Below are 26,864 nucleotides of genomic sequence, written 5' to 3' on the forward strand. Positions count from 1 at the left end.
ATGCAATAAGTAATATTCACGAGACAAAAGAGGTGATTGATAGGGCAATTTCTATAAATCAGATGGGTTTGCAAAAAATCGATTCGTTGCATCTCGCCTGCGCCATTCTAACTAAATGCGAGTATTTTCTGACTACGGATGATAAAATATTAAAAAAACAGATCGAAATTGAATTTATATATATCCTTGATCCAATAGCATTCGTAAAGGAGATATTGCCTTGATAACGGATACGGAAATTAAAATAAAAGGGATGCAAATCCTGGCGGCATATCTTGGCGATGTTGAAGCCGAACGCTTTATTGCTCTTATCCAGCGAGAGCCTTTCGACTATACGAAATGGCGGCAAGGAATGGATGAAGACTTCTCTATTAAGGAAATCAGTCAAAAAGCGATGGCCTTAAAAATAAAAAACGCCGAATCAAGCAGCGCCGCCGAATTGACGTAAGGCGGAGCTTTTTCGGGTAAGATTATAGAAAGATCAAACAATACGCTTTATCTTCGAATCCGGCGATGAACAAAATTCCTTTACTTTACCAGAATTAGAAAATGGTGTGATATATAATATCCAATTTAAACCAAAAGCCGTTAAGGACTTGAAAAATCTCCCGGCGACAAATCAATCTCGGATTTTCGAAAAGATCGAGGAGTTGCGGATAAATTTGAATGGAGATGTGAAACGCTTAACGAATTTTAGCGTAGAATATCGATTACGGGTAGGCGATTATCGCGCTTTATTCGATGTGGTAGGACAAACCATTATCATTTACCGCATACGGCATCGTGGTGAAGCCTACCAATAAGGAGAATGTCATGGGAATCTTAAAAGCGCAAATCATCGAGAAAGACGGAAAAAAGGAATTCGCCGTTTTGCCGTATGATGAATTTCTGAAGATCCAAGAGGATTTGGAAGATTACGAAGACCTGCGTTGCTTGCGCGAAGCCAAAGAACTCGAAAAAGACGCTCCGACCATCGATTTATCGGAGGTCAAAAAGAAGCTGCAGGAAATATTGCCTTGATAACTGATACGGAAATAAAAATAAAAGGATTGCTAATCCTAGCGGAAAACCTTGGCGATATTGAAGCCGAACGCTTTATTGCTCTTATCCAGCGAGAACCTTTCGACTATACGAAATAGCGGCAAGGAATGGATGAAGACTTAGCTATTGAGGAAATTAGTCAAAAAGCGATGACATTGTCTGAATCTGGATATCCAGGATTAAAGGATGCCCGGGATTTTTTTATCCTGAAAATCCTTAAAATCCTGGCCATCCTGATTCTGACAAACAACCAGAGAATGGTATTTACCCAATCCTGAGACGCTCTAATTCTATTTCTCATAAAACCAACCCACCGGAATCGAATGGAAAACCAACCCGGTCATTTGGAAATTCGGTTCGCCTTTGCGCCAGTGGTAATAGGTGAGGAGAGCGCGGTTGTTCAACCATGTTATGCTGGTATAAGCGTAGCAGGAATCGGGATCGTCTTCGATGTTTTTAACATGTTCCCAGGTTTGGCTTTCGTCGCGGCTGACGGCGGCGGTCAGCGGCGAGCGTCCGCGCCAACCTGCTTTGTCTCCTAGGGGATTGTTGTTCCAGACGAGAAGGAGATCGCCGGTTTGGGGGATGCGGGATATCGTCGAGGGCGAGGCGGGGGCCGTTAGTTCCGTGGCTTGCGGCTGGCTCCAAGTCTCGCCGCCATCACGGCTGAGGGCGCGATAAATGCGGTTCAATCTCGTGCGGATGATCATCATGACGACGCCGTCTTTCATTTCCACCAATCCCGGCTCCATCGCGGGAGAGCCTTCCAGAACCGCTTCGCCCTTGCCTTTTTTCCACGTTTCCCCTTCGTCGTCGGAATAATAGCAGAAATCCACCTGATTGTTGTAATCCTTGGAAATATCCGGCGTGAAGGCGATGGGGGCGAGAATTCGTCCCGTGGATAATTGAATGGCGCGGGCGTTGTTCATGATGTTATAGCCCGCCTGAGTGGAAGCCTTAATGGGAGATGTCCAGGTTTTGGCATCGTCAGCGGATTTGCGAACGAATAAATGCAGATCGTCAGGGCCGTTTTTCTGCAAATAGAAAAAAAGTATGGCGCCGGACCGCAAGCGTAAAAACGATACGCTCATCACGTTCTGCATGCCAGTGTTTTCCTGCAGGATGAATTCATTGCCCCAAGTTAGGCCGCCGTCTTGGCTCTTTTTCGCGGCGACGACGGCGCTGGCGTGATCCGCCGAGCCGGTGAAGCGGCTCCAGGCCAGGAGCAGCGTCCCATCCTTCAAAACGACTATATCGCCTTCGCTGTTGCGGGGATTGTCTTGAGAGGGGGGGCAGACCATCGTCCAAAAAGGTTTGCCCGGCGCTGGTTCTTCCGCAAAACATAGGTTTAAGAATGAGATAAGGAAAACGACGGAGAGAAATGTCATGGAAATATCCCTTCTTGTTAAGTTCAATTAATCGAGCCTCTTGCAAAATTCCTTTATTCCTCCCCCAAGCTTGGGGGAGGTTAGGAGGGGGTTGACGTAAGTCCTTTAAAATCAACCCCCCTCTAACTCCCCCCAAGCTTGGGGGGAGAATTAAAGATGGATTTCATTAATTTTGCAAGAGCCTCAATCGTTACTAAATTTTCCCAGTGCATTTATTGCATTTCCTTTCCTTCATCTAATACTACAAAACTTCATCTTCTGGTTGAATGGGAGTAGTTAAGGGCAGAAAAAACCTTGCCCTTGCCACTCGAACATGGCATCGAATGAACATGCGTTCACTATCTTGGCGCCATATTTGCAGTATTACGTTATGCCTAATTTCGTCCAATCCTATTGGGATGGCGAAAAATCGACGCTGAGATTGGAGTTTTTAATCCATGAGACGAGAGAGCGAATTAGTGCATAAAAACGAAGAAGAGAAGCAACCGCAGGAATGGGAAACATTGTTGGAAGACATTACGGTGGAACGCAATTGGAGAGAGGCGCCTTGGGATCCGAGTACGCTGGCCAACTTGCATGAAACATTGAAATGGAACGAATTGATGGACGAAAGAATCGACCTTTATTCCGACGACGAGAAAACGAATCGGATTCGCATTATCCAGCAAATCGCAGAACGCAAGTTGAACGGAACGACTCGGCAGTGTTTTCTGCTCTATCTGAATGCGGGTCTAACGCAGAAGCGTATTGGAGAGTTGCTAAGAGTGCATGAAGACACGGCGCGGCGGTCTATCGAACGGGGCATCGAAATCGTGAGGGAATGCTTGAAAGAAAGTCCTTTAGGGGAATTTCCCGCTGCGAAAGGAAGGCGGCCCGTTGTGCGGGTGCGTATTTTTCCTCTTGATAACCGTAAGGAAAAAGAGGAATTTCAGCGTTTCTTAAACGATCACGCTATAATCCATATTTCCTATAGCGGGGAACGTTTGTTTCGGGAAGCGATGGCCGTTTATCTGACGGGAAAACCTGGAAGCCGAAAAGATAATACGCCGATACAGGATTAAGCGGTTCAGGATAAAAGAAATATGCAGGGTGGCGAGCTCCGCCGATAGCGAATAATCTTTATTCTTTTGTGTACTCTTGAATGGCGTTAGATTTTTTCCGCGTCGGGGGGAGGCGCCGATTTGGGTTGGCCGCAATCGGCGCCTTTAGCCCCGCAATTTTGGCAAACCCATACTATATTGACGCGAGTGAAAATATAAAGGCCGCCCGATATGATCGGGATGCCCAGTAATCCCCAAAACGTGAGAAAAAGCGTAGTGGAAAAACAGATGCCAAGAAAAACTACGCCTAAACCGACCAAAGGATTGATAAGAGAGCGTTTTTCCGCGATCACGACGCCGTCGCAACGCAGACAGGGAGGCAAATCGCTTTCAATGACGGGGGCCAACACGGCGTGACGTCCGTCATTGAGGTTGGGGAGCGGTTCGGACGGCGTTTTCTTAAATGTTATTTCTTCTGGGACAAACTCCTCGAATTCCTCGTCTGATGGTTCGGCGGCTTGCGGCTCAACGCTCTCTTCCTCTTCTTCAACTTGTTCTTTAGGCAGAACCAAATCATGAGAAGAAATGATATTTTTGAAGATGGAATTGTTGCGCATTCCGTCGAATTCCCGATCTTCCTTCGCCCAATCGGAGCATTCGGGATTCAAGCGGCACGCCCGATCGATATAGACCAGAGCATTGTCTTTATCGCCAAGTTGCGCATAACTGCAAGAAAGATTATAGAGCGCTTCCACATTTTCAGGACTTTCGAGAATCGATTCTTCGAAAAAGGTAACGGCTTTTTCGTAATCCTTATTGTGGAAGTGGGTCATTCCTTGTTCGAAAAGGATTCTGGCTTTTCCTTGCGACATGATTGGTTGTTCGCTCCGGAAATTCCTTACGCCGAATAAATACCAGCCTATTACACCTATTATAATGTAATAATGATCGCAATACTAGAGGATAAATAATCCAATCGTTACAATCGCATCAATTATAATATTACAATTTGCTAAATTATATAATTCATAATAAAATAATATTATAGTTAAATAATGATAAATGTGTCGTTGCTTACGGTTGGTCTATTCATTATGTTGCGATAAAGCGATATTCGGGATAACTCTATTTTTCCCCAATTAAAATCCTCCTTCTAAATACGATGTTTTCAATAATCCTACCGGCAACGATCTTTTCTTTTGGGGAAATAAAGGAGGGTCAACGATAACCTATTAATATAAATCATCTTAGCCATCGAGGGTCGATAGGGAGAATGGATTTAAGATTTTTTTGAAATACTATCTTAGGAAATTTAATTTAAAAAAAATTAAATTTCCTCTTGACTGCACAACATATAGGGTATATTTTCATAATCCCCACTACAAATAGTTATCGAGTAGGGTTAAAATAATTCGATGAAATGGACGGGTTCTTCGCATTAGAGGGAAGGAGACAGGCGATGGCTGTTGCTGAAACAAGTTTTGCGGTACCTGTAATGGAACCGCAGACCAGGATTGAGGGAAACGGAAAAAAGTGTGGAGCGAAGGAGAAAGGATTGCGATTCAAACGGGTATATACCAAAGAAGGCGTCGATCCGTTCTCCATAGTGGAATGGGAAGAACGGGACGCCGTCATTACGGGAGACAAAGGGGAAATCGTCTTCGAACAGAAAGGCGTCGAATTCCCTGCGGCCTGGTCGCAGATGGCGACGAAGGTTGTGGTCTCCAAGTATTTTCGAGGCGCGTTGGGCACTCCGGGAAGAGAGCGCAGCGTAAAGCAGCTGATTTCGCGCGTAGTCAATACCATCGTTTCCTGGGGAGAGACGCAGAATTATTTCACGGCAAAGGAAGACCGGGACGCCTTCCATGACGAATTGATCTACCTGCTTTTGCATCAACACGCCTCCTTCAACAGCCCGGTATGGTTCAACTGCGGCGTGGAAGACGATCCGCAATGTTCCGCCTGCTTCATCAATTCCGTTGAAGATACGATGGATTCGATATTAAGCCTGGCCAAAACCGAAGGCATGTTATTCAAATACGGATCCGGGACGGGAACCAATCTTTCGCCGCTGCGTTCTTCCAGAGAATTGCTGCACGGCGGGGGCACGGCGTCAGGGCCAGTTTCGTTTATGAAGGGATACGACGCTTTTGCGGGAGTGATCAAATCCGGCGGAAAAACCCGGCGGGCGGCCAAAATGGTGATCTTGAACGCCGATCATCCCGATATTGTAGATTTCATCCAGTGCAAAGCGCATGAAGAGAAAAAGGCATGGGCTTTGATCGATATGGGATATGACGGCTCGTTCAACGGCGAGGCGTACGGCTCCGTCTTTTTCCAAAACGCTAACCATAGCGTGCGCGTTACGGACGAGTTCATGGAAGCGGTGGAGAAAGATGGAGAATGGGCTACCCGCTTTGTGGAGAAGGAAGGCGTCTGCGAAACCCACAAGGCGCGCGATCTTATGCGCTTGATTGCGGAAGGAACGCATATCTGCGGCGATCCGGGGATGCAGTTCGACACGACGGTCAACGCCTGGCATACTTGTCCCCATTCCGGACGCATCAACGCTTCCAATCCCTGTTCGGAATACATGTTTTTGGACGACACGGCTTGCAACCTCGCGTCGTTGAACCTGATGAAATACCGGCGGGAAGACGGGACATTTGAAGTGGAGAAATTCATGCACTCGGTGGATATCCTGATCAGCGCGCAGGAATTCATCGTCGACAACGCCAGCTATCCCACCAAGAAAATCGACCGCAACAGCCATATCTTCCGTTCCCTAGGGTTGGGGTACGCCAATCTGGGGGCGTTGCTAATGGCGACGGGATTGCCTTACGACAGCGACGAGGGGCGCGACTACGCCGCTTGCATTACCTCGTTGATGACGGGCGAAGCCTACGCCCAAAGCGCCCGCATCGCCGAGACCGTCGGAACGTTCGAGGGCTTTCCGAATAACCGGAATTCGATGTTGAGGATTATTGACAAGCACCGCCAGGCTTCCCGAAAGATCGCGGGAACGCGGATTCCCGCCGATTTGTTGATGGAAGCGAAATCCGTTTGGGATGTTGCCTATCAGTTAGGGGAGCGGTTCGGATACCGCAATTCGCAGGTTACGGTTTTGGCGCCGACGGGAACGATCGGCTTCATGATGGATTGCGATACCACTGGCGTGGAGCCGGATATCGCTCTGGTGAAATACAAAAACCTGGTGGGCGGCGGGACATTGAAAATCGTCAACAATACCGTACCCAAGGCGTTGAAGCAGCTGGGCTATCCGCCGGATGAGATCAAAGCGATTGTGGACTATATCGATGCGCACGACTCCATTGAAGGCGCTCCCCATTTGAAGCTGGAGCATCTGCCCGTGTTCGATTGCGCCTTCAAGGCGGCCAAGGGCGCGCGAACCATTCCTTACATGGGGCATATTCGCATGATGGGAGCGGTTCAGCCGTTCATTTCCGGCGCCATTTCTAAAACCGTGAATCTGCCCAACAGCGCCACGGTGGAGGAGATCGAAAAAGCGTATATCCAATCCTGGAAATTGGGCCTCAAAGCTGTAGCCATCTACCGCGACGGTTGCAAACGGACGCAACCGCTGAACACTAGCCGCAAGAAAGATAAAGCGGCGACGACGCGGGTGGAATCGATCATGGAGCCAAAGCCCTACCGGCGGCGCTTGCCCGACGAGCGGCAGGCGATCACCCACAAATTCAGCATTGCGGGGCATGAAGGCTATATCACCGTCGGCCTTTATCCCGACGGCAAGCCGGGCGAGATTTTTTTGACCATGGCCAAAGAGGGCAGCGTCGTATCGGGGCTGATGGACAATTTCGCCACGGCGGTGTCGCTGACGCTGCAATACGGCGTGCCGCTGCAAGTGCTTTGCAATAAATTCGCCCATACGCGCTTCGAACCGGCGGGCTTCACCAACAACCGGGAAATTCCCATCGCCAAATCGATCACGGACTACATTTTCCGCTGGTTGGCTTCCAAATTTCTATCCGACGAAGAAAAAGAAGTGATCGGCATCATCAATCGTGACAAGCCGGCCAAAATCGAATTGCTCGCTAACGGCGTGGAAGAAAATGGCTTGGCGGCTATGTCGGGAACGGGCAATGAAGGAAAGATGTTCTCCTTCGAGCTGCAGACCGACGCGCCTCCCTGCCACGAATGCGGCGCCATGATGATTCGCAACGGAGCCTGTTACAAATGCCTGAATTGCGGGGCAACCAGCGGCTGTTCGTAAGAACGGACAGCGCTTTTCGCGAAATGAAGACGGGGCGGCGGCAATGCCGCTCCGTTTGTTTTGTATGGCGATAGGCTATGTTTTATGCTATTCCGCATGGAATTTATTTCTCTCCAAAATGGCTGATCTTTGCCTGCAAGTCAACATGAATAATCATAATGGCCGGTGTTCCCACCGATCCTATTCAAGGACATTTATATAATATTTGTTGCTTATTCATGTTTTATTTTTTTTGATTATTTTTATTTTTCTATTGACAATTTGATATTTTTAAGATTTAATCCCTTTTAGCGAATGCGCGTTGGGCGCTATTCACAACTACATATTTCACCAAAGGAGGATGCTTATGCGTACTTGTAGTATCATTATGCTCGCAGTCTGCCTATTGACGGCAGCGCCATTGGCGCAGTCGCAAGCACAGACGCAGGAGTCGTATCCGGCGCCGGTTTCCGAATACGCGGAAAAAACGGGGCCGAATACGATGACGTTTCTCGCTTATCCCAAGTATTACAAACTTGCGGATGGGGCGCTGGAGTTGGTCAACACCAACCTCACCGCGTCAAAAAGCGGCGAGTGGGATTACGAGGTGACGGCGGGGATTTGGCAGCTTTTCGTGCGTGTCGATGGAACGTTTCAAGCGCGCCACGAGGGCGACATCTTCACCTACCGCTTCGCCGGACTAGGCGTAGGCCGGGGAGCAAACTTCAAGCCGCTGGATTTAGACATACTAAACTGGGAAAATATCAGCGTCGTGGGCGACAGCGTGCGTTGGTCTGAGGTTCTGCCCAACGTGGACGTGACAGTGCGCTATATCCACGATATTCTCAAGGTGGATGTAAAAGTAAAACAAGCGTTGATGGCGAACTTGCGAGCGCAGACGAAAGCGGGAGCATTGGACGCCGGTGAATTCCTAACGGCGCGTTTCGAAATCCCGCAAGCGCTCGTAACCAGCCAACCCATGCAAAACGGGGAAGCGCGCGACCTCTACGCCGAACCAATCAGCGTAGATCAGCCGCTGTACTTCGAAAAGAACGGCAAGGCCATTCAAAAACTGCGCCCGGTAGAAACTTACATTCTCGATGCCAAAGGCGACCCCATCGAGGATCGCTCGATAACTATCCAAACCGCCCAGCAATGGCGTCTCAGCCAAGAAGGCGCAGGCGTTGCGGAGATGTCGGCGCGGCTGGGAGATTTGGCGGATGCCCCGGATGGGGATGTGGTCATCGATCCGAGTATGGTGTTCGAATCCCAGAACTTGATCGTCGATTCCCTTCTCGATTATGAAAATCAAAGTACGAATTACTTCAGCGCAACATCGGTTTCAATGAGTTATAAAGATCGGTTTATTATTGGTTTTAATGTGGGCAATTCATCCGCTCTCTTGCCTGAAGGCATTACCGTCACCGATGCTAAAATATCATTGCACCTTATTTCCAATTCGGCATCGGATGATTTCCGTTTTCACAAAGTAAAAGAGAATTGGGACGGCATGTATGTAACGTGGTATAATAAAGCGAATAATTCATTATGGACAACATTAGGCGGTTACTTTGAAGATTGGCATTACGCAAGTCCGAAGGTTACAATTCCTTATATATCGCCATTTGTAGGCGGCGATATTGAAATACCTGTTCCACAAATATTCAAATCGCATTACTCCAATACGGTGAACCATACGTATTACCGAGGATCTATATTAAAGAGAGTTGTTGATACATCGGGATCGAATGTCACAAACATTGCGACATGCGATAATACAACGGTTGCGTATAGGCCTAAACTCACGGTCTCATACAAAAAAGTATTTGGCTGCGATATCGGCGCTCAATATCATGATATATCTGTTGCCAATCGAGCCGCAAATGCGGATGCCGATGGATTCAAAATTTTTCGCTACTTTATTGGGAATGAAGATAATCCTTCAACAAAAATACCGTTGTATTTTAGCGGAATCGAAAGTGATCAAAAAGTAATTTGTGTATTTCCAGCGAAAACAGGCGTATATAGCTATTCCTCTGCCAATGATTATGCATCTAACATAATTACAAGAATGGGATATATTAATAGTAGTGATTTCTACAAAGTGGCAGCCATAGAATTAGGTAACGAAGAAGAAGGAGTTTGGTGGAGTACGCCGCCACCACCATGGTGGTATGGTTCACAGGCGGATGGGGGGCGTTTCGCTGATTATTATCTGGCGGCTAGATCAAGCATCAAGCAACAATCATGGGGGAATCAAGTTGAGATTATCAGCGGGGGTACAATAAGTCAACATGGGTTTTTATCGTTTGGTTCAAGCTACCAATATGGTAGTCCAGGTGAATTTATTCGGGGATTTATCGAAAAATGCCAGCAAGAAGGAAATAATAGCAACGATTTATTGCCGGATACTTTAGCCATTCACCTCTATACCGGTAAGTATAGTCCAGAATTTAAAATTGGGCCGGTAGATAAGCCGGAAACGGATATGGTTAGCCGATTGAGGGAATTATTTGATATTTGCGATGGGGAGGGCTATTTACCCAATTTTTCAATAACGGAATTTGGTTTTAGCCCAACATGGGGGAATATATATGCTCCCGCGAACGGCATGAGCGAATATTCTCAGGCCGTGTATTATCTACGCGCGAATTTGATTCATGCCCTTCATGGAAATAATGATGGCTCTCTATTGCGCGGAATAGGATGGAAAGACTATCAATATTATCAACATCCTTATAATGGCGATGATACGGGCATGCAAGTCAAGATCAACAACAATGCCGTAGACAGGAAAATCCGCAAAGTGGCGCATGAATTATTTACGGGTTCGACGTTAGGATTTGAAGACGACAATTTTAAAGTGATTACGCCGTATTATCGATCATATATAGGCAATCATTTAACGGGAGTTTGCGCATGGAAGGATTTAAATCCGCCTTCGCAATATTCGAACGTTTTATGGGTTGCCGTGTGGCGATTTCAGTTTGATACTAATTTTTGGACTTTCGAAAGCGAATCGCGATCGGTTGTAATAGACGGCGTTTATAGCGGTTATGCCAGCGCTGCCTTTCAATTCAATTTCGATGCAAGTCCGCCAGCGCTTCAAGCGAGAAATTATACGATTAATGTACAACCCAATACTCCGACTGGAAAAACGACCATAACAATCACGGATGATAATCTTAGTGATAGTTATAAAGTAGTTAACGAAAATCCTATTTTTATTAAATTGACAAATTAAAAAGGAGAATAATCATGAAAAAAATAAATATCGTAAAGATGTCATTTTTGACTATATTGATGACGTCGCCGAATGTTTTCGCCGAACCAATGTACACAATTGCATTCCCGGATAGTACTTACAATTTCCCAAGAGCTGTGATTTCGCCAGACGGAAATAATTTCGCTTTGGGCTTATTATCCTTAAAATCGTTTGCGTCTGCACTCGCCAGAGAAGAAAGCGTCTTGTGGGATGGCGATTCGTACATAAGCAATATCGCCTATTCGCCGGACGGCAATTATTTATTTGTTGGCGATTACGAATATCAGGGTAAAATCATCGACGCAAGAACCGGTAAAATATTATTCGAAATAAAATCCTATACGTATTCTCACCGCAAGGAAATTAAGTTTCCCAATACAGGCGGAATCAACTGTTCGGAATTTTGGCCCGATGGATCGAAACTTTTAACCGCCGATAGCGAGGGATTTGTTGAACTATGGGATGTTAAAACAGGTAACAAGGTACATCAATACGATTTGCCATTGGACTACATGAAGTATATAAAATTATCGCATGATTGCAAGCGGCTATATGTTCAGGGCATTGGCGCTTTTACTACAATTGATTTAGACAATGAGAAAATAATAGAAATGATTTCTTCGGAAACATCTTCCCTATCTGCGGATGTAAAATGGCTATTGTCAAATGCAGGGCAGATAGTACACATTAGAGATGTTGATACAGGTGAAATCATAAAGGAATTTTCATTGAGACTTCCAGAATTTGTAAATTCATTAGACATATCAAGCAATAAAAAATATTCGGTTATTGGGGGATTGAATAGAAATGGAATATATTCCCCAAGAATGATTCTCAATAACGAGACAGGCCAAATTGAAAGAACATATCCGGATACAAAAGGAAGATCAAAAAATGATCCATATGGAAACGATATAATTATAAGGTTTTTCCCCGATGGACGCCGATATTTAACCGTCAATGGTTCGAATGTACATATCTGGGACATCAGCGACCTCTATGCCAACGTGGAGGGAGCAAACATCCACAAGTAAGCCGCGCGAAGCGCGTTGGGCGCAACGGCGGGGCATGGCGGAGACGCCATGCCCCGCTAATTTTGCTTGCAGGTTCCAGTTGTATGACGCTTTTCGCTTATTCCCATTATTACCTCCCGGCTGGCGGAGCATTAAAGTTGCGCAGAGCGAGTGCAAAGCGAAACGCAGTCCGCCAATTACCTAACTGATCGAAAGATACTCCGGCGTGATGAAGAGTTCGCCTTTCAGAAAGCCGAGCGCTTCGTAGGCGCCGCGCAAGGTTTCGATGGCGTCTTCCACCACCCGGCGATGGGGGAAGAGCCTCTCGTCGGAAGCGCAGGCCTGGATGACTTTATTTTTGGCGAGGCGCATCCCTTTTTTGACGAACAGAGTGTAGATGAAGAGCAGCCGTTTGCGCATGGCTTCGTCTTCTTCGTAGACCAGCGCCTGTTTCAGCGGCGACATCACTTTCTCCCGCTCCTTGGCGGAACCGGGATCGTAGCAGGTGGTCATCTTGCTGGCCACTTCGTCGCGGGCCAGTTGGAGAAAGTAACTCAGCTGCTTTTCCGATAGGGGCTTTTCGCTGCGGGCGAGGCGGCGGAGGCTGTGGGACAAGGCGCCGCTGAGAACTTTGGCGTCGATGGGGTACCCGTAGTGGCCGATGTGAAGATTCTGAAAATAATTCACCAGTTTGCCGATGGAGTGAATGATGCCTTCCATCGGCAAGGCGGAATGCTTTCTGGCGAACGTATTGGCGACTTTGGGATCGATTTTCCATTGGCTAATAAGATGTTCTTTGATCTGGTTCCTGCGAAAGAATTCTTGGGGCGATTCTTTGCGGCGCTTTCGAGGCTTGCTGGGAGTGATTGCCAAAATGGACATCCTTTACCGTACCCCCTTTTCGATTCCCATCGCTCGTTATTCTCCGGTGAGTTATGAATGCAATCCATTAATGGATTTGTGGTTTCATGCGTTCAATTCGTAAATTTGAGAAATATAATCGAATTTCTATATAACCGCTCATTATAAAAAACATATCCCTAACTCAACGTCAAGGCTCAAAAACGGTTTTTTTGGAAAAGCCGTGGACGCAAAAAATGGAATCGTTTTCATTCCTGCTCCGGATCGGCGCCCCCTTCCTCTTGCCGTTGTTAGGATATTCGAAGCGCGCGCAAAGCTGTTGGGAAAAACCGGGAAATTCCCGTAAATCGCCTCGTAAACCGTGAATCCTGGAGCCGGTTTGTCCCCAACCTCAAACGCATAAACATTCTCCATAGCGGAATATTACGCTATATGTTAACAGAAAATTCGACTGATCGTCAATCATTTTTTTTCGATTTTTTTCTTGCCGCTTCCTGCGCGCTAGACTTTCTTTTTTTCCCCTCGCAAGCGAGAATTATTTCAATGCGTTAAAAAAAATGAAATATCCTACGGATGGAGTTCCGTCAAAAAACAGCGGAATTCGTTTTCATTGTCACAAGAATCGTATATAATTGCGGAGAGAATGTTTCATTGGGAGCGCTTGCAAGCCATTCCATAAAATCTTTGGAATCTAATGATCGATGGGAAAACCTTTAACGGATGACAATTCCAAGAAACTGCATGTTTGCCTGGACGATAAATCGGGAGCGGTTTTTTACGCCTCTATGATTTTCCGGAAAGGCTTCCATGCGGAGTTGAGGACGTCTTGGAAAATCGAAAAAGGAATGACATTATTGATGATGCCCGTGCCGGAAGGTTGGGACGGGAAGGAATTCAAAGCGGACGAGATTCGAAAAACGCCGGGAACGTTTGAAGCCCATATTAATCGAACGGAAGGCAAGGGACTGTTTCATGTGAGAATCCTGTCCGAAGATCAGAAGGATATCGTCAATAAATTGCGTTCGGGAAGTTATTTTGAGGACAGCGCCAAGATCGAAACATCGGAAGCGGGCGCCATCGTTACGATCAAGATGACGGGAAAATACAACATCGAATCGGCCATTCGGCTGGAATCCGTCATTCGCGACCTGCCGGGAACCAGGACGCGCATCCTGTTGGATATGAGTCAAACCACGTATCCTATCAAAACCGGCGTCGGCATGTTGTTGAACGTTTTGAAAATGGCGAACGATATTGGATTTAAAACCAACATCCTCGTCAAACCGGAAACGGGATTGGAAAAAGCGCTGTTGGAAAGCGAATTCGACGACGGCGCCAAAATCTTCACCGATCGCGATATCGCTGTTTCCGCATTATTATTGGCGGATGCGGAGTAGGTTTAATTCAAAAGATGGCATTTAGAATAATCGATGGGTCAAATAATGCGGCCCATCCGGCTGTTCTGCGCATAGTTGACTTTGAAGCGGAAATGTAGAAGAGGCGTCCCGCCGCGGCCGAGATAGTATACGGATCCGGCGGCAGGAAGTCCCTCCTCCATTTCTTCCCATAAAAATCGATAGTCCGATAGCGGCGTTTTTTTTCTTATTAAAAACGCTTGGATAAAAGAGGGCGTATTTTCAACGTCGAGGATTCCGGCTCTCTTTTACTCTAAAAACGCTAACAATGAATGAACGCTCCGATGCAATCTCTTCCTTGCCGGGCGGCGCCGAGAAGAAAAATCATGAACGATGCGATCACCGAACAACGCGCGTCTTTGGACGATAATCGAATCCGGCAAATGCGGGAATTGGCGGAGCGCATGGGATTCGACGATATGGATCCCGCTCTTCTGCATCTGGCGTTATGCCATAGTTCCTATGCGAACGAGCAGGAGGATTGCGAGAATTTCGGCAACGAACGATTGGAATTTCTGGGGGACGCCGTCGTGGGCTTTGCGGTAACGGAATTGCTGTATACCCATTATCCCCACTTGAGGGAAGGCCAACTTTCCAAGATCAAATCCATCGTCGTCAGCAAACGCATTCTAGCCCAACGGACGATCGAATTGAACTTAGGGGAATTCTTGCTGTTGGGCAAAGGGGAAGAGCAGACGGGAGGACGTACCCGCTTTTCCATCTTGGGCAATCTCTTCGAAAGCATTGTGGGGGCGATTCATCTTTCCTGCGGCATCGCGGCGTCCAAGCGCTTCGTTCTTGACGAATTGGAGGAAGAAATCGAAAAAGCGGTGCGGGGCGAGAGCATCGTCGATTATAAATCCAAACTGCAAGAACAGGTGCAGAAGAAATTCGGCGTCCTGCCATCGTATAAAATGATATCCGCCGTCGGTCCCGATCACGACAAAGATTTCGTCGTCGAGGTTTTCGTCCGCAAGAAACGGATTGGAGTCGGCGATGGAAAAAGCAAAAAGAAAGCGGAAAAACAGGCCGCCGCCGACGCCCTGCGGCTAGTCGAAAGCGGCGTGGATATCGACTTTTTATGAATTTTTAATTCTTAATTCTTAATTTTGGATTAACAATGAAAGAAAACCTTATTAAAGAAAAAAGTTATCAATTTGCTTTGAAAATCAATCGATTGTATCAATCTATGGTTGAGAAAAGAGAATTTGTTTTATCCAAACAATTGCTCCGTTCTGGAACCAGTATTGGCGCTAATGTCGAAGAAGCGCTTGCAGGGCAAAGCCGAGCTGATTTTTTATCTAAGATGTCAATTGCTTCAAAAGAAGCCAGGGAGTGTAATTATTGGCTGAGATTAATAAGAGATTCAAATCTGGTTATCGAAAATAAAATTGAGCCATACCTTGAAGAATCAGATACGATTTTACGAATTTTGACTTCCATTGTAAAATCGACGCAAGAAAAAATAATTCAAAATCAAAAATCAAAAATTCAAAATCTATGAAAATCCTGCCTCTCTATATTCCCAATGAAGGATGCCGCAGCCTTTGCGTTTATTGCAACCAATCGCTGGTGGTCGGAGCGGCGGAAGAACGGTCCTCGTGGTCATCCCGCCTTCACGCCATCGACGAATCGGAAGAGACGTGGGAGATCGCCTTCTACGCCGGAACCTTCAGCGCTTTGCCGCAAGAAGAGATGAAGCGTTGTTTCGCGGAGGCGGCGCCGTACCTGAAGCGGGCGAACGTGCTTGGGCTGCGCCTGTCCACGCGCCCGGACCGGCTGCCGGACGATACGCTGGCATTCTTAAAGCGCGAGGGCATCAGGACTATCGAACTGGGAGTGGAATCTCTGGATGACGCCGTGTTGGAGAAAAGCGCACGGGGACATAACGCCGTAGAAGCGCGCGGCGCCTGCGAGCGGGTGAAGCGCTGCGGCTTTAAGTTAGGGATTCATCTGATGTGCGGCTTGCCGGGACAAAATTTCGATTCGTGGAAGCAAACCGTTCAGGAAGCGGCGGCCTTACGCCCCGATTTCGTGCGCATTGCGCCGACGCTGGTTTTGAAGAAAACCCGCCTCGAACGAATGTTTCTGCGCGGAGAATATCAACCGTTGAGTTTGGAGGAAGCCATCGAACAATGCGCCTATGCTCATGCGGCGTTTCTGCGGCGGGGAATCGACGTGGCTCGCATCGGGTTGGCGTTATCCGACGATCGGGGGGACGGAGCGGAGAAGGTCGCGGCGGGGCCGTGGCATCCCGCCCTGCGTCATGAAGTGGAATCGCAACTGGCGCAGAAAACCATTCTCGCCGTCCTGCGGCGCGAAGGCGGCGCCGAGGTTGTCATTCATCCCCGCGACGTTTCTATTACCACCGGAGCAGAGCGGCGCAACCTGCGCTGCTGGGAACAAGAGTTAGGATACCCTATCGCCATCGCTCGCCAGGAAGAGCAGGCGCGGGGAACCTTTCGCTGCGGCGAGGGAGCCTCCCATCCGTTATTCTGGGAGGATGACGATGAATAACGGGCGCGTTCTCGCCGTGGATTATGGAACCAAGCGCATCGGCCTGGCGTTGTCCGACGCGCTGAGAATTACGGCGCAGCCGTATAGGACGCTGGAACGGAGCGGCGACGAAGCGCTGCTGCAAACCTTCGCCGATATTGTGCAGCAGGAGAACGTAAGCGAAATTTTGATGGGATTGCCGAAGCGGCTGGACGGCTCGCTGGGGGATATGGCAAAAGAGGCAAAAGCCTTTGGCCAACGCCTAAAAGAACGCATAGAAATTCCCGTGCGCTACTGGGACGAACGATTTTCCACCCACGCCGCGCAACGGGCGTTATTGGAAGGCGACGCCAGCCGCAAAAAGCGGAAACAGGTCATCGACAAAACCGCGGCGGCCTGGATGCTGCAAGGCTACCTCGATTCGCAGGCGCGGGGGTGAGGTTTTTTTTGTCTAAATCGGGATGGCCAGGATTTGCAGGATAAAGAATCGAAATCATCCTTGTCTTCTTTTACCCTTTATATAATGATTCAAAAAAACTCCGCGCCTTTAGCACGGAAAAGGTATAAGGGCTAATAATTCCGAGCGAGACGAAATCCAATATCATTATTCCCATCGACCGGGGAGTTGTACCGAATACTTGACCTACAAACAGATGCATCACCAGCCCAGCAACCACCTCGAATTACTCGAATAATATTACGTGGATAACTTATCCATGCATTGCCATCATTTGGAGCGCCATTATAATCAAAATGCCAATCATCTTCACACCATTCCCAAATATTACCGCTCATATCATACAAACACCACCGGTTTGGTTCTTTTAATCCCACTTCATGCGTAGTTCCATTGCTGTTTCCTCCAAACCAGGCATACTTGTCGATTACTTTATATTCAAGATCGTCCCCCCAATAAAACCACGTTGTAGTACCAGCTCGGCAAGCGTATTCCCATTCAGCTTCTGAAGGCAGACGGAATATTCCTTTATCCATTTGATTCAACCTCTCAATAAACAATTTACAACTATACCAAGTAACTTGTTCTACTGGATTGTTTGGTTTTTCTTTAAAATAAGAGGGATTATCCCCCATTATCGCTCGCCATTGCGCTTGTGTGACAAGATATTTACCAATATAAAATTCATGATATATCGTTACTTTATGTGGCGGAGTCCGCATTTCCGTAATATCTCTTTCATTTTTTCCATGTCCCATCATAAACTCCCCCGCTGGAATATAAACGAAAGTCATATCGATATTTTGGGGAAGATGGATTGTTAATTCCTTTATTGGCGTTTGTTGTGTTGGCGCAGGGGATGAGATTGATTGAATGGGATTAGGAATAATCGATTCAGGATTCGGGGCATTTGTTGGAAAGGTAATTTGTTCTTTTAGAGTAGGAGTAGGAGGCGGGATTAGTGTAAAGAAATTTTTCTGAGCATCTTTATTAATTTCTCGCTCTGCTTTTTCTAATAGAGCTTTAGCATCAATATATCTTTCTTCCGCTATGGCCTTTAATGCTAATTCATACGGACTCGCATCATCAGGGATTTGTTTAGACAATTTTCGAGCTTCATCTGAAGGTGGTTTCAACTGAGATCTTTGATGAGATATTATTAGATTGACTTGTCTTTTAACATAACTAATTTCTTGCTTTAGAGAGGAATTTTCACTTTTTAAAGATTCATATTTTTTAGTTGTTTCTTCTATTTGAGCATCAAATTTTTGGTTTGTTTCTTCTTTGAAAGAAGCAAGATTATTCTTAAGAGAAGTGTTTTCATTTTTTAGCGAAGTATCTTCATTTTTTAAAACATCATATTTTTTATTTGCTTCTTCTTTTTGAGCATCAAACTTTTGGTTTGTTACTTCTTTGAAAGAAGCAAGATTATTCTTAAGAGAAGTGTTTTCATTTTTTAGCGAAGTATCTTCATTTTTTAAAACATCATATTTTTTATTTGCTTCTTCTTTTTGAGCATCAAATTTTTGGTTTGTTTCTTCTTTAAAAGAATCTAAATTTTCTTTAAAAATCCCTAGTTTTTCTTTCAATTCGGAAAAGACTATTTCACTTTTACTTTTAGGCGCTTCAACGAAGTAAAGTTTTAAAGCATACCCCAAAAAACCTAAAACGACAGCAATTATAGATAAATAAAATAATCGGTCGATCGATAATTTAAACGTATCAAAAGCACCTGTTCTTGACAGTTTTGGGAAAATCGGTTTTGAAATAATTATTTTAATAATAAAAGAAAGAAAACAAGCGATGATCCCCGCTATACCCAGTGGAGTTGATATGTTGGATGCAATCTCAAGTATCTTATCCATGTCTAATCCGCCTTTCATTTCGCAAATCTGACATAACGGCTAAAAAAGACGAAATCCTCTAATTGAATTTCTTCAAAATATCCTGGGACAGGACATTGTTCCAATTTCTCCACGCCAATCCATAATATCTAAATGCGGTCACTGAAACCGCCTGTCGATAAAAATAACAGAACGAAATCCTTATCGCGAGATACTGGAGCGCGTTCGCCGTTGACGCCGGATTACAATCCATAAACGTTTATAGAGGACGAATTCGAAGCCGATCTTTAGCAACTACGAGAAAATTTCCCTGAGCGTTGGATTGAATTTCGGGCCACCAGGGACGCAGCAAGTTTAAACGTTCCCACTGATTCTTGGCTGGCAAACGGAGAAGAATAATGCCGAAAGCGGCGCGTTTTTCACGATACGCCAATTCTCCGAAATCCAGGTCGCGAGTCAGAAGAATGCGAGAGGCGGAAGCGGCATGATCCAACAATTGACGATCGGAAAATGACGCGAATTGTTCGGCGGCCCACAAAACATCGCATCCTTCTTTTCGAAGCCAATTCACCATAGCTTTTTCGATATTTTCGTCGGCCAGGATATTCATCCCGCTTTTTCCTGTAAAAAAAGCGTTTTTTCGGTCGATAGCGAAGCGGCGGCGAAAGCCAACGCCGCTTGGATATCTTCAACCTGCAGACGAGGGTAGGCGGCCAAAATATCGGTCTCCGCCGTTCCTTCCGCTAAGGTTTCCAGGATCAATTCCACAGTGATCCGCGTTCCTTTGATTACAGGTTTGCCCAGCATCACGTCAGGCCGTTGTTCGATGCGATCGATCCAATTCATTTTCTGCTCCTCCTATATATCAATTCATTTTATCTTCAAAAACAGCCGGAAAAAGACAATTTCTTTCCGCTTTGCTCGTATTGCTTATGAACCGGGTTGATCGACTCGCAATAGAAGTGGTAAAACCTGTTCAAAAAGCAGCGTAGGATGAAGTCGCGCCGTTTAATCCATCAATAACAACCTCCATCGAAAACGATGGGTCAAAAAACGCGGCCCATCCCGCCTGCTCATAAAAGTACCAGAACGAACTCCTTATCGCAAGATAGGGGAGCGCGTTCGCCGTTTGCTCACGGGCGGATAAATCTTGCCCTTGCCGCCCAGCCTCGCCATCGGGCATAATAATAATGGCTGGAATTACAGGCGTTGCTCTCGTTCAAGAAAATCCGCCGCCCGGACCAGGAAACGATGAAATTCTTCTCCTCTAAACTCCCCATTCTCTTTCCCTTGTTTCTGCTGGCCGCTTTTCTTCGCACTCATGCGGAATATTTGATTGGTCCGGCTTTGCATTTGCGCACGCTGGCCGCCGGGGCGCTGCCACTGTTGGCGTTTTATGCGCCCGCCCGGCGGCTGCTGGCGCGTCTGCCGCAAGCGGAAGCGATTCCAGAAGCGGACAGGTTCGTTTACGGATTGTTTCTTTCCTTCGTTTTGGCTAGCGGCTGTGGATTTGCGCTGTTGACGCTGCGCATCGGCTATCCCGGCGTCTTGATTGGCGTTTCAGCGCTTATGCTTTTTCTGCATTGGGGATGGTGGAAGCGCCAGTTGCGGGATGTGGCGGAAAGTTGGTCTTCCCTTCCTTCTTTTGAGGGCTGGACGATCGAGCGCGTTTTGCTGCTGCTCGCGCTCCTGTTGGCGTTGGCGGCGGCGCTGCTGCCGCCTTTGGGCTATGACGCTCATGAGTATCATCTGCCCGTCCCGCAGCAGTATTTGAAGACGGGAGGCTGGCAGGCTTTCCCGTTGAACGTATACGCGGGATTTCCCATGAATGTGGAAATGCTGTACCTCTGGCCGCTAGCCTCCGGCAACGCGGCAGGGTGCACGGTCATCAATCTGCTCTTCGCTTTGATCGCCGCTTTGGCGTTATCGCGCTTGTGCGAGCGGTGGAATTTGGATTCTTACGCCTGCCTGGCGGCGATGATATTTCTATCGACGGGCATGACCTTGCGCCTTATCGTCGACGCCAACATCGACATGGCGCTCGCGGCCAGCGCCGCCGTTTTGTTGCTAGCCTACGAGCGATATCGCAGAGATGGTTTGGGAGCGGACGCCTATATGGCGGCGGCGGCTCTGGGATTCGCCTTAGGCGCGAAGTATATCGCCATCCTGGCCGTGTTGCTGCCTTTTCTTTCCATGGCGGCGATGGATGTTCTCCTCGTGCGGCGCTGGGATTTACTTCGGCCTCTAGCGTTGATCCTGGCGGCGGGCTTAGCTCTGTTCGCGCCCTGGTTAGTGCGGAATTTGGCGTTGTACCATAATCCCTTTTATCCTTTATTGACGCCGGTTTTCGGGGGAACGCCGGAAATCTTCGCGGATTTGTTCCAAGCGGCGCACTCGCCCGCCGTGGAAACAGGGACGCAAAGAATAACGAATTTTTTCGCCATTCCTTTGCAAAAAGTCTTTGGCGAATCCTCGGCGGCGCTGGGCTTCAGTTGCCAATGGCTGTTGGGAATTCCGCCGCTATTCAAAACGCGGCGGGATCATCCCGCTTTCCGTGCGGCGCTATTTTTGGCGGGCGCTTATAGCGCATGGTTCTTTTTGACGCAGCGCAACGACCGTTTTCTGGCGCCGTTGCTGCCCCTCTTGGCGTTGATGGCGGTTTACGCTTTTCCCTGGATTCAAGAACCGCGAGCCGAGCGATTCGCGCGGGCTGCGGTGGTATTGACCGCCGCTTTGCAAATCTGGTATGCCTCTATATTTATCATTACAAACGAAACGGCGGGTTATCTCTTTGCGCCGATTATGGAAACGAATTACTTGCAGCGGCAATTGCCCCATTACCGCGCCATTGCGGCGTTGAACCAGATTATCGAAGATGGAGGACAAGTCGGCGATGTGCTTTTTGTCGGAGAGGCGCAGACATTCGGGGCGAATTTCAACGCCCTTGCGCCAACGGTTTTCAATCGTCATCCGCTGGAAAACGGACTGCCGCCAACCGTGACGCATGTAATTTATAATGGCTCGGAACTAAACCGGCTGACGATGGGATATGGGGCGTTGGGATGGCCATTAGGAGAGATGCTGTACGAGTGGCATGAGAAATCGAAAGGAACGATTCTCGAATCGGTCTATGACGCCTATCCGGAAAAACCGGGATTGGTAGTTCTGTATAAGGTGAAAAAATAATGGGCGCGGAGAATTTTTCATCCGCGCCCGATTTGATTCATTTAATTTACAAGCGGGAAATTCAAGGGTATAAAAAACATGCCCTTGGCGCCCGCCCGTCAGAGATAATGGTGGGCTACGCTTCGCTTTGAGCCCACCCTACGGTTCTACTATTGATGGATCAAAAAACGCGACCCATCCTACAATTTTTCATCATTCATCATTCATCACTCATCATTTGTTTTTCTATTCTTTATCCAACACTTTGATTTTGATATTCGTGAAAAGGACGACGTCAGTGACGTGATGGTTCTGGAGGGCGATATAGCCCGCATCGGGAAACGCTTTTTGTTCGTCTTCCCAATCCAGCGTCAATTTGCCGTTGATCCAAATCTTGAAGTGATTGTCTTCGCAGGAAACTTTTTGATTGATCCATTTGCCTTCATGAACTTCGAAAAAGGCTTCAGGCTTCCATTTTCCGTCTTCAACCAACAAGTTTCCAGGAGCGCGTCCATAGATGCCGCCAGTGGGATTTTTTACGTCGTAGGGATCGACCTGGACTTCGTAGCCTTTGGGGAAAGCGGAATCGGCTTTGACGCCGCGCACGAAGACGCCGGAATTGCCGAAGCGCTTTTTGGGAACGGCGACGTCATAGGCGCAGACATCCCAAGAGAGAATGAAGTTTTTATATTTCTTCTTGGTGAATAGGTGCGTGGTTCCGTTGCTGCTAATAATAACGCCGTCTTCCACTTCCCATATTCCATCGCGGTCGAATTCCCAGCCCTCGATATCTTTTCCATTGAACAACAATTGCCAACCGTCCGCTTTTTCCTGATCTGTCAGGACATTCAGTTCGCTGGCCGGTTTGTTGGTGGGAAAGGATCGGCCTTCCTGCTGCCCCAGCGCAGGCATAATCGCCTCGGCCAAGACGGCCGCCAAGAACAATCCGAAAAACGCTATACTCTTCATTGCCATCCTCCTGATAACGATTTGTTCTTTTCCGCGAACGACGATCGCGTTCGCTTTCAGCGTTTCATTAAGCCCGTTTGCGCCTGGCCTGTCTAGTCTAGCGGCGGGGCTGTCTTGTCTCTTCTGCGGATAGGATAGTCGATGGTATAGTGATGGAAAATTCGCAACTTCCATCTTTACTATTCTGCGCATTGGGGAGGTTCATCATGCGTTATTTCGCGCTTATTGCGCCGTTGCTGTTGATTGGCTGCGTCCGGCAAGAGGCGTCGTTTCCCTCAAGGCCGATTACCATCGTCGTTCCTTGGGCAGCCGGAGGGGGAACCGACCAGCTGGCGCGCATCATGGCGGAAGAGGCGGCGAAGATTTTCGGCGTGGGCGTCAATGTTCTCAATCGCGACGGCGGCGCCGGGACAGTGGGGCATATCTATGGAATGAAGGCGCGTCCGGACGGGTATACCGTCACGATGGTTACGTATGAATTGTGTTCTTACAAACCATTAAATCGTGCGCAAATCGGTCCCGGCGATTACAAGGCGCTGCTGCAATTGAACGAGGATCCGGGAGCGATTACTATCCATGCCGATTCGCCCTGGAAGACGCTGAAGGAACTCATCGATTACTCCCGCGAGCATCCCAAGGAGATTACCGTCGGTAATTCGGGACCGGGAGCGGTTTGGCATATCGGAGCGGTGAAATTGGAAAATATGACCGGCGTCCGTTTCACCCATATTCCGCTGGACGGGGCCAAGCCCGCCGTGACGCGGCTGCTGGGCAAGCATATCCAGGCCGTGGCCGTCAGCCCCGCCGAAGTGGAGCAGTACGTTCGCGAAGGAACGTTCCGCTGCCTAGGCATCATGAGCGAAGAGCGTTTCGCCGATATGCCGGAGGTTCCGACGATGCAGGAACAGGGCATAGAACTCGTCCACGGCACTTGGCGGGGGCTGGCGGTTCATAAAGAAACGCCGGACGATATCGCTGCGAAGTTGGCGAATGGTTTCAAGCAAGCCTACGATCAACCGTCGTTTCAAGCGGCGGCCAAACGGATGTTGATGGGATTGAAATACCGCAACGGTGAGGATTTCTCCAAGTATATGCAAAAGGAAGCGGAGGACGTCGCCGCCTTGATCACCGAACTAGGGTTGTAAAACCAATCACCTTTGAATATGTTGATTTTCAAATCCCTCTCCCAAGATTGGGAGAGGTTAGGTGAGGGTTGATATGATTATACTTATAATTCCCTCACCCTAGCCCTCTCCCAGAGGGCGAGGGAATTTACAACAACACAATCGGCGTAAAACCATGAAGATGCGATTATCGAAGGATTCTTTAATTGGATTGGGTATTTTGGCGATTTCCGGGCTGATATATGGGGAGACGTTTACCTTCACCCGGCATGAGAGCGGAGTCAGTCCGCAATTTTTCCCCCGGCTGCTGACGGGATTGTTAGCCTTTTTTAGTTTGTTTCTGATTATCAGATCTAAACAACCGGATACAACAGGATTGTCTGGCGAGGATACTCTGTCCAGCCGACGGGGAAAAATGACTATCGCCATTGCTTTCGGCGCATTGGCCGCTTATGCGTTTTTCATTCCGCTGCTGGGGTATTTCCTTTCTACAGCGATCTACCTTGTTTTCATGATTCGTTATCTGGGCGAACGAAAAATTGGACGCATCGCGGCGTGGAGTATGGGTACGGCGTATGCAATCGCGTTCGTCTTTATGACCATTCTCGACGTTCAAACGCCGGAATGGGGATGGATTAGAATGCTTTTGTTAGCGAAGCCGGAATGAATTTTTGAAAACAGCGATTAGTGGTTAGAGACTCGGAGTTCGTAAAAGAAATTCAATGAAAACCAACGGCCTTTTTTAGGTTAAAGAATTATCCTCCATGAATACCTTTCTCGACAATGTCATCCTCGCCCTAGATCCCGCTTCTCTTGGCATGGCCGCCATCGGCGTACTCGCGGGCATTGTCATTGGCGCATTGCCGGGACTGACGGCGACGATGGGCGTAACCCTGCTATTGCCCTTTACCCTGAGCCTAGACCTGACGCCGCAGGGGAGCATGGCTATGCTCATCGGCATTTACGTTGGCGCAATTTACGGCGGATCGATCACCGCCGTTCTAATTTGCACTCCAGGGACGCCCGCATCCGCCGCTACGACGCTGGACGGATTTCCCATGACGCAGCGGGGGGAGGCGGGGCGGGCGCTGACGCTGTCCACCCTGGCTAGTTTCATTGGAGGATTGACAAGCGCATTGATTATGACGTTTCTCAGCCCTTACCTTTCGCGCTTTGGGCTGCGTTTTGGCAGCTACGAATATTTCTCTCTGGCTGTTTTCGGATTGAGCATGATCGTAACCATATCGGGGAACGATCCGGTCAAGGGCATTCTCGCCGGAATTTTTGGCTTGTTGATCGCTACCGTGGGCGTAGATCCAACGGCGGGAGTTCCGCGCTTTTGGTTTGGACAATACGAACTGCTGGATGGAGTGGGATTCATTCCCGTATTGATTGGCTTGTTCGCCTTTGCGCAAGTTTTCGAAGAGATTACGCAAAGAGTAAGCGAGAAAGTCGCCATCCCCAAACTGCAATTTTCTTTTCCCTCTTTGCTCGAGATTTCGCAGTATTGGTTTACCTACCTGCGTTCCAGCTTGATCGGAACTTTTGTAGGAAGCCTGCCTGGCGCGGGTTGCGATATCGCATCCTTCGTAAGTTACAACGAAGCCAAGCGCGCCGCCAGGAAGGACGACTGCTTCGGCCAAGGCGATCCTAAAGGCGTAATCGCTTCCGAAGCGGCCAATAACGCCGCGACCGGCGGGGCGATGATTCCCATGTTGACGCTGGGCGTTCCGGGAGACGCCGTCACCGCCGTGATGCTGAGCGCGTTGACCATTCAAGGCCTGCAACCCGGCCCCAGCCTGTTCCGAGATCATCCCGAAACCGTCTATCCCATCTTTGGGTGCATGATCTTCGCCAATATCGTAATGGTAATAGCGGGGCTTTCGGCGGCGCGTTTTCTGGCGCGGCTTATTACATTGGATAAAAGCATTATGCTGCCGATCATCTGCGTTCTCAGCGTTATCGGGGCCTATTCCATCAAAGGCAGTATGTTCGACGTGGGAACGGCTATCGTTATGGGCGGCGTGGGACTCGGAATGCGGCGTGGGGGATTTCCCGCCTCGCCGGTAGTACTGGCGCTGATATTAGGACCGATGGCGGAACGCAACCTGGGCCAAGCGATGTTGCTTCCCGATTTCAATCTAATGAACTTCCTCACCCGCAAAATTTCCGCCGTCATGCTGGTCTTGGCGTTCGGGACGGTGTTGTTCGGCCTACTTAAGCGCCAGCCGTTGGGCGAAACGGGCGCGGCGCGGGAATGAAAGTAAATTACTCTAGCTCAAAAGATTTTGATCCTTATTGTCCCGTTTTTCGGCAAAAACTCACTCCGCCCGATCCAAGGCGCAGCGCAGATCGGGCAAAGGCGCGCCCTCTGGGTCGGCGATTTCGAAGTAGAATCCCTAATAAATATTTAATAACCAGCAAGAATATTTGTAATTGGTCAGCCCTATGAAGTAGAAAAGTGAATGGAGTCTTTACAGAATGGGGTGGAAGCGATTTAATGAAGTTACTATAGATGTAATTTAATTGATTTGAAATACAACCCCATTTGGGTT

The 26,864-nt window shown here is 48.0% G+C and carries 25 protein-coding genes; 18 read left to right on the forward strand and 7 right to left on the reverse strand.

Translation table 11 applies throughout. The features are described 5' to 3' along the window. From AB1656_09420 to AB1656_09440, 5 genes are all read left to right on the forward strand, one after another. A partial coding sequence (locus AB1656_09420; protein ID MEW6235592.1) for a PIN domain protein occupies window positions 1-224 on the forward strand: 224 nt, incomplete at its 5' end. Then, window positions 221-448: a hypothetical protein gene (locus tag AB1656_09425; protein MEW6235593.1), complete on the forward strand. Its 228-nt coding sequence runs from the start codon at window positions 221-223 to the stop codon at window positions 446-448. The genes AB1656_09420 and AB1656_09425, both read left to right, overlap by 4 nt. 106 nt (window positions 449-554) lie before the next feature. Next, window positions 555-803 (forward strand): type II toxin-antitoxin system RelE/ParE family toxin, encoded by a 249-nt coding sequence (locus AB1656_09430; protein MEW6235594.1) that lies wholly within the window; start codon window positions 555-557, stop codon window positions 801-803. 10 nt (window positions 804-813) lie between these two features. Then, the gene (locus AB1656_09435; protein ID MEW6235595.1) at window positions 814-1,020 is read left to right on the forward strand and encodes a type II toxin-antitoxin system Phd/YefM family antitoxin; all 207 of its coding nucleotides are present in this window, start codon (window positions 814-816) and stop codon (window positions 1,018-1,020) included. A gap of 128 nt (window positions 1,021-1,148) precedes the next feature. Further along, window positions 1,149-1,319, forward strand: coding sequence for a hypothetical protein (locus AB1656_09440; GenBank protein ID MEW6235596.1), 171 nt, complete (start codon window positions 1,149-1,151; stop codon window positions 1,317-1,319). A gap of 12 nt (window positions 1,320-1,331) precedes the next feature. Here AB1656_09440 and AB1656_09445 read toward each other — a convergent pair whose 3' ends face one another. After that, the gene (locus tag AB1656_09445; GenBank protein ID MEW6235597.1) at window positions 1,332-2,429 is read right to left on the reverse strand and encodes a sialidase family protein; all 1,098 of its coding nucleotides are present in this window, start codon (window positions 2,427-2,429) and stop codon (window positions 1,332-1,334) included. Between the two features lie 437 nt (window positions 2,430-2,866). Between AB1656_09445 and AB1656_09450 the strand changes: the two genes are divergently transcribed. Then, on the forward strand, window positions 2,867-3,490 hold the full coding sequence (locus AB1656_09450) for a hypothetical protein (protein ID MEW6235598.1): 624 nt from the start codon (window positions 2,867-2,869) through the stop codon (window positions 3,488-3,490). 86 nt (window positions 3,491-3,576) lie between these two features. Here AB1656_09450 and AB1656_09455 read toward each other — a convergent pair whose 3' ends face one another. Further along, on the reverse strand, window positions 3,577-4,341 hold the full coding sequence (locus tag AB1656_09455; protein ID MEW6235599.1) for a tetratricopeptide repeat protein: 765 nt from the start codon (window positions 4,339-4,341) through the stop codon (window positions 3,577-3,579). Window positions 4,342-4,964: 623 nt separating this feature from the next. On the opposite strand from AB1656_09455, the gene AB1656_09460 reads away from it, so the two are divergent. The 3 genes from AB1656_09460 (at window position 4,965) to AB1656_09470 (ending at window position 11,999) form a co-directional block, all read left to right on the forward strand. Beyond that, complete coding sequence (locus AB1656_09460) at window positions 4,965-7,721, forward strand: vitamin B12-dependent ribonucleotide reductase (protein ID MEW6235600.1); 2,757 nt, start codon at window positions 4,965-4,967, stop codon at window positions 7,719-7,721. Window positions 7,722-8,067: 346 nt separating this feature from the next. Next, window positions 8,068-10,944, forward strand: a complete 2,877-nt coding sequence (locus AB1656_09465; protein MEW6235601.1) for a DNRLRE domain-containing protein — start codon at window positions 8,068-8,070, stop codon at window positions 10,942-10,944. Window positions 10,945-10,958: 14 nt separating this feature from the next. After that, window positions 10,959-11,999, forward strand: coding sequence for a hypothetical protein (locus AB1656_09470; protein ID MEW6235602.1), 1,041 nt, complete (start codon window positions 10,959-10,961; stop codon window positions 11,997-11,999). Between the two features lie 180 nt (window positions 12,000-12,179). Here AB1656_09470 and AB1656_09475 read toward each other — a convergent pair whose 3' ends face one another. Continuing rightward, on the reverse strand, window positions 12,180-12,860 hold the full coding sequence (locus AB1656_09475; protein MEW6235603.1) for a hypothetical protein: 681 nt from the start codon (window positions 12,858-12,860) through the stop codon (window positions 12,180-12,182). A gap of 680 nt (window positions 12,861-13,540) precedes the next feature. Between AB1656_09475 and AB1656_09480 the strand changes: the two genes are divergently transcribed. From AB1656_09480 to ruvX, 5 genes are all read left to right on the forward strand, one after another. Further along, entirely contained in the window at window positions 13,541-14,236 is a 696-nt protein-coding gene (locus AB1656_09480; GenBank protein MEW6235604.1) for an STAS domain-containing protein, read from the forward strand. A gap of 290 nt (window positions 14,237-14,526) precedes the next feature. Next, the gene (rnc, locus tag AB1656_09485) at window positions 14,527-15,339 is read left to right on the forward strand and encodes a ribonuclease III (GenBank protein ID MEW6235605.1); all 813 of its coding nucleotides are present in this window, start codon (window positions 14,527-14,529) and stop codon (window positions 15,337-15,339) included. A 35-nt stretch (window positions 15,340-15,374) separates the two neighbouring features. Next, window positions 15,375-15,758, forward strand: coding sequence for a four helix bundle protein (locus AB1656_09490; protein ID MEW6235606.1), 384 nt, complete (start codon window positions 15,375-15,377; stop codon window positions 15,756-15,758). Further along, window positions 15,755-16,771 carry a radical SAM protein gene (locus tag AB1656_09495; GenBank protein MEW6235607.1) on the forward strand — a complete coding sequence of 339 codons (1,017 nt, stop codon included), beginning with the start codon at window positions 15,755-15,757 and terminating at the stop codon, window positions 16,769-16,771. The genes AB1656_09490 and AB1656_09495 overlap by 4 nt, the downstream gene beginning before the upstream one ends. Then, window positions 16,764-17,189, forward strand: coding sequence for a Holliday junction resolvase RuvX (gene ruvX, locus AB1656_09500; protein ID MEW6235608.1), 426 nt, complete (start codon window positions 16,764-16,766; stop codon window positions 17,187-17,189). Before AB1656_09495 ends, ruvX begins: the two co-directional genes overlap by 8 nt. A gap of 131 nt (window positions 17,190-17,320) precedes the next feature. On the opposite strand, the gene AB1656_09505 is transcribed toward ruvX, so the two are convergent. From AB1656_09505 to AB1656_09515, 3 genes are all read right to left on the reverse strand, one after another. Next, window positions 17,321-19,072, reverse strand: a complete 1,752-nt coding sequence (locus AB1656_09505) for an SUMF1/EgtB/PvdO family nonheme iron enzyme (protein MEW6235609.1) — start codon at window positions 19,070-19,072, stop codon at window positions 17,321-17,323. Window positions 19,073-19,310: 238 nt separating this feature from the next. After that, on the reverse strand, window positions 19,311-19,661 hold the full coding sequence (locus AB1656_09510) for a DUF5615 family PIN-like protein (protein MEW6235610.1): 351 nt from the start codon (window positions 19,659-19,661) through the stop codon (window positions 19,311-19,313). Further along, the gene (locus AB1656_09515) at window positions 19,658-19,897 is read right to left on the reverse strand and encodes a DUF433 domain-containing protein (protein ID MEW6235611.1); all 240 of its coding nucleotides are present in this window, start codon (window positions 19,895-19,897) and stop codon (window positions 19,658-19,660) included. Before AB1656_09515 ends, AB1656_09510 begins: the two co-directional genes overlap by 4 nt. 405 nt (window positions 19,898-20,302) lie before the next feature. On the opposite strand from AB1656_09515, the gene AB1656_09520 reads away from it, so the two are divergent. Then, entirely contained in the window at window positions 20,303-22,237 is a 1,935-nt protein-coding gene (locus AB1656_09520; protein ID MEW6235612.1) for a hypothetical protein, read from the forward strand. 225 nt (window positions 22,238-22,462) lie between these two features. On the opposite strand, the gene AB1656_09525 is transcribed toward AB1656_09520, so the two are convergent. Then, window positions 22,463-23,185, reverse strand: coding sequence for a DUF1080 domain-containing protein (locus tag AB1656_09525; protein MEW6235613.1), 723 nt, complete (start codon window positions 23,183-23,185; stop codon window positions 22,463-22,465). Between the two features lie 206 nt (window positions 23,186-23,391). Here AB1656_09525 and AB1656_09530 point away from each other — a divergent pair, with 206 nt between their 5' ends. From AB1656_09530 to AB1656_09540, 3 genes are all read left to right on the forward strand, one after another. Further along, on the forward strand, window positions 23,392-24,330 hold the full coding sequence (locus AB1656_09530; GenBank protein ID MEW6235614.1) for a tripartite tricarboxylate transporter substrate binding protein: 939 nt from the start codon (window positions 23,392-23,394) through the stop codon (window positions 24,328-24,330). A gap of 154 nt (window positions 24,331-24,484) precedes the next feature. Further along, the gene (locus tag AB1656_09535; protein ID MEW6235615.1) at window positions 24,485-24,976 is read left to right on the forward strand and encodes a tripartite tricarboxylate transporter TctB family protein; all 492 of its coding nucleotides are present in this window, start codon (window positions 24,485-24,487) and stop codon (window positions 24,974-24,976) included. Between the two features lie 97 nt (window positions 24,977-25,073). Further along, on the forward strand, window positions 25,074-26,570 hold the full coding sequence (locus AB1656_09540; protein ID MEW6235616.1) for a tripartite tricarboxylate transporter permease: 1,497 nt from the start codon (window positions 25,074-25,076) through the stop codon (window positions 26,568-26,570). Window positions 26,571-26,864 lie beyond the last annotated feature (294 nt).

It is taken from the genome of Candidatus Omnitrophota bacterium, from assembly GCA_040755155.1.
GTDB lineage: Bacteria > Hinthialibacterota > Hinthialibacteria > Hinthialibacterales > Hinthialibacteraceae > JBFMBP01.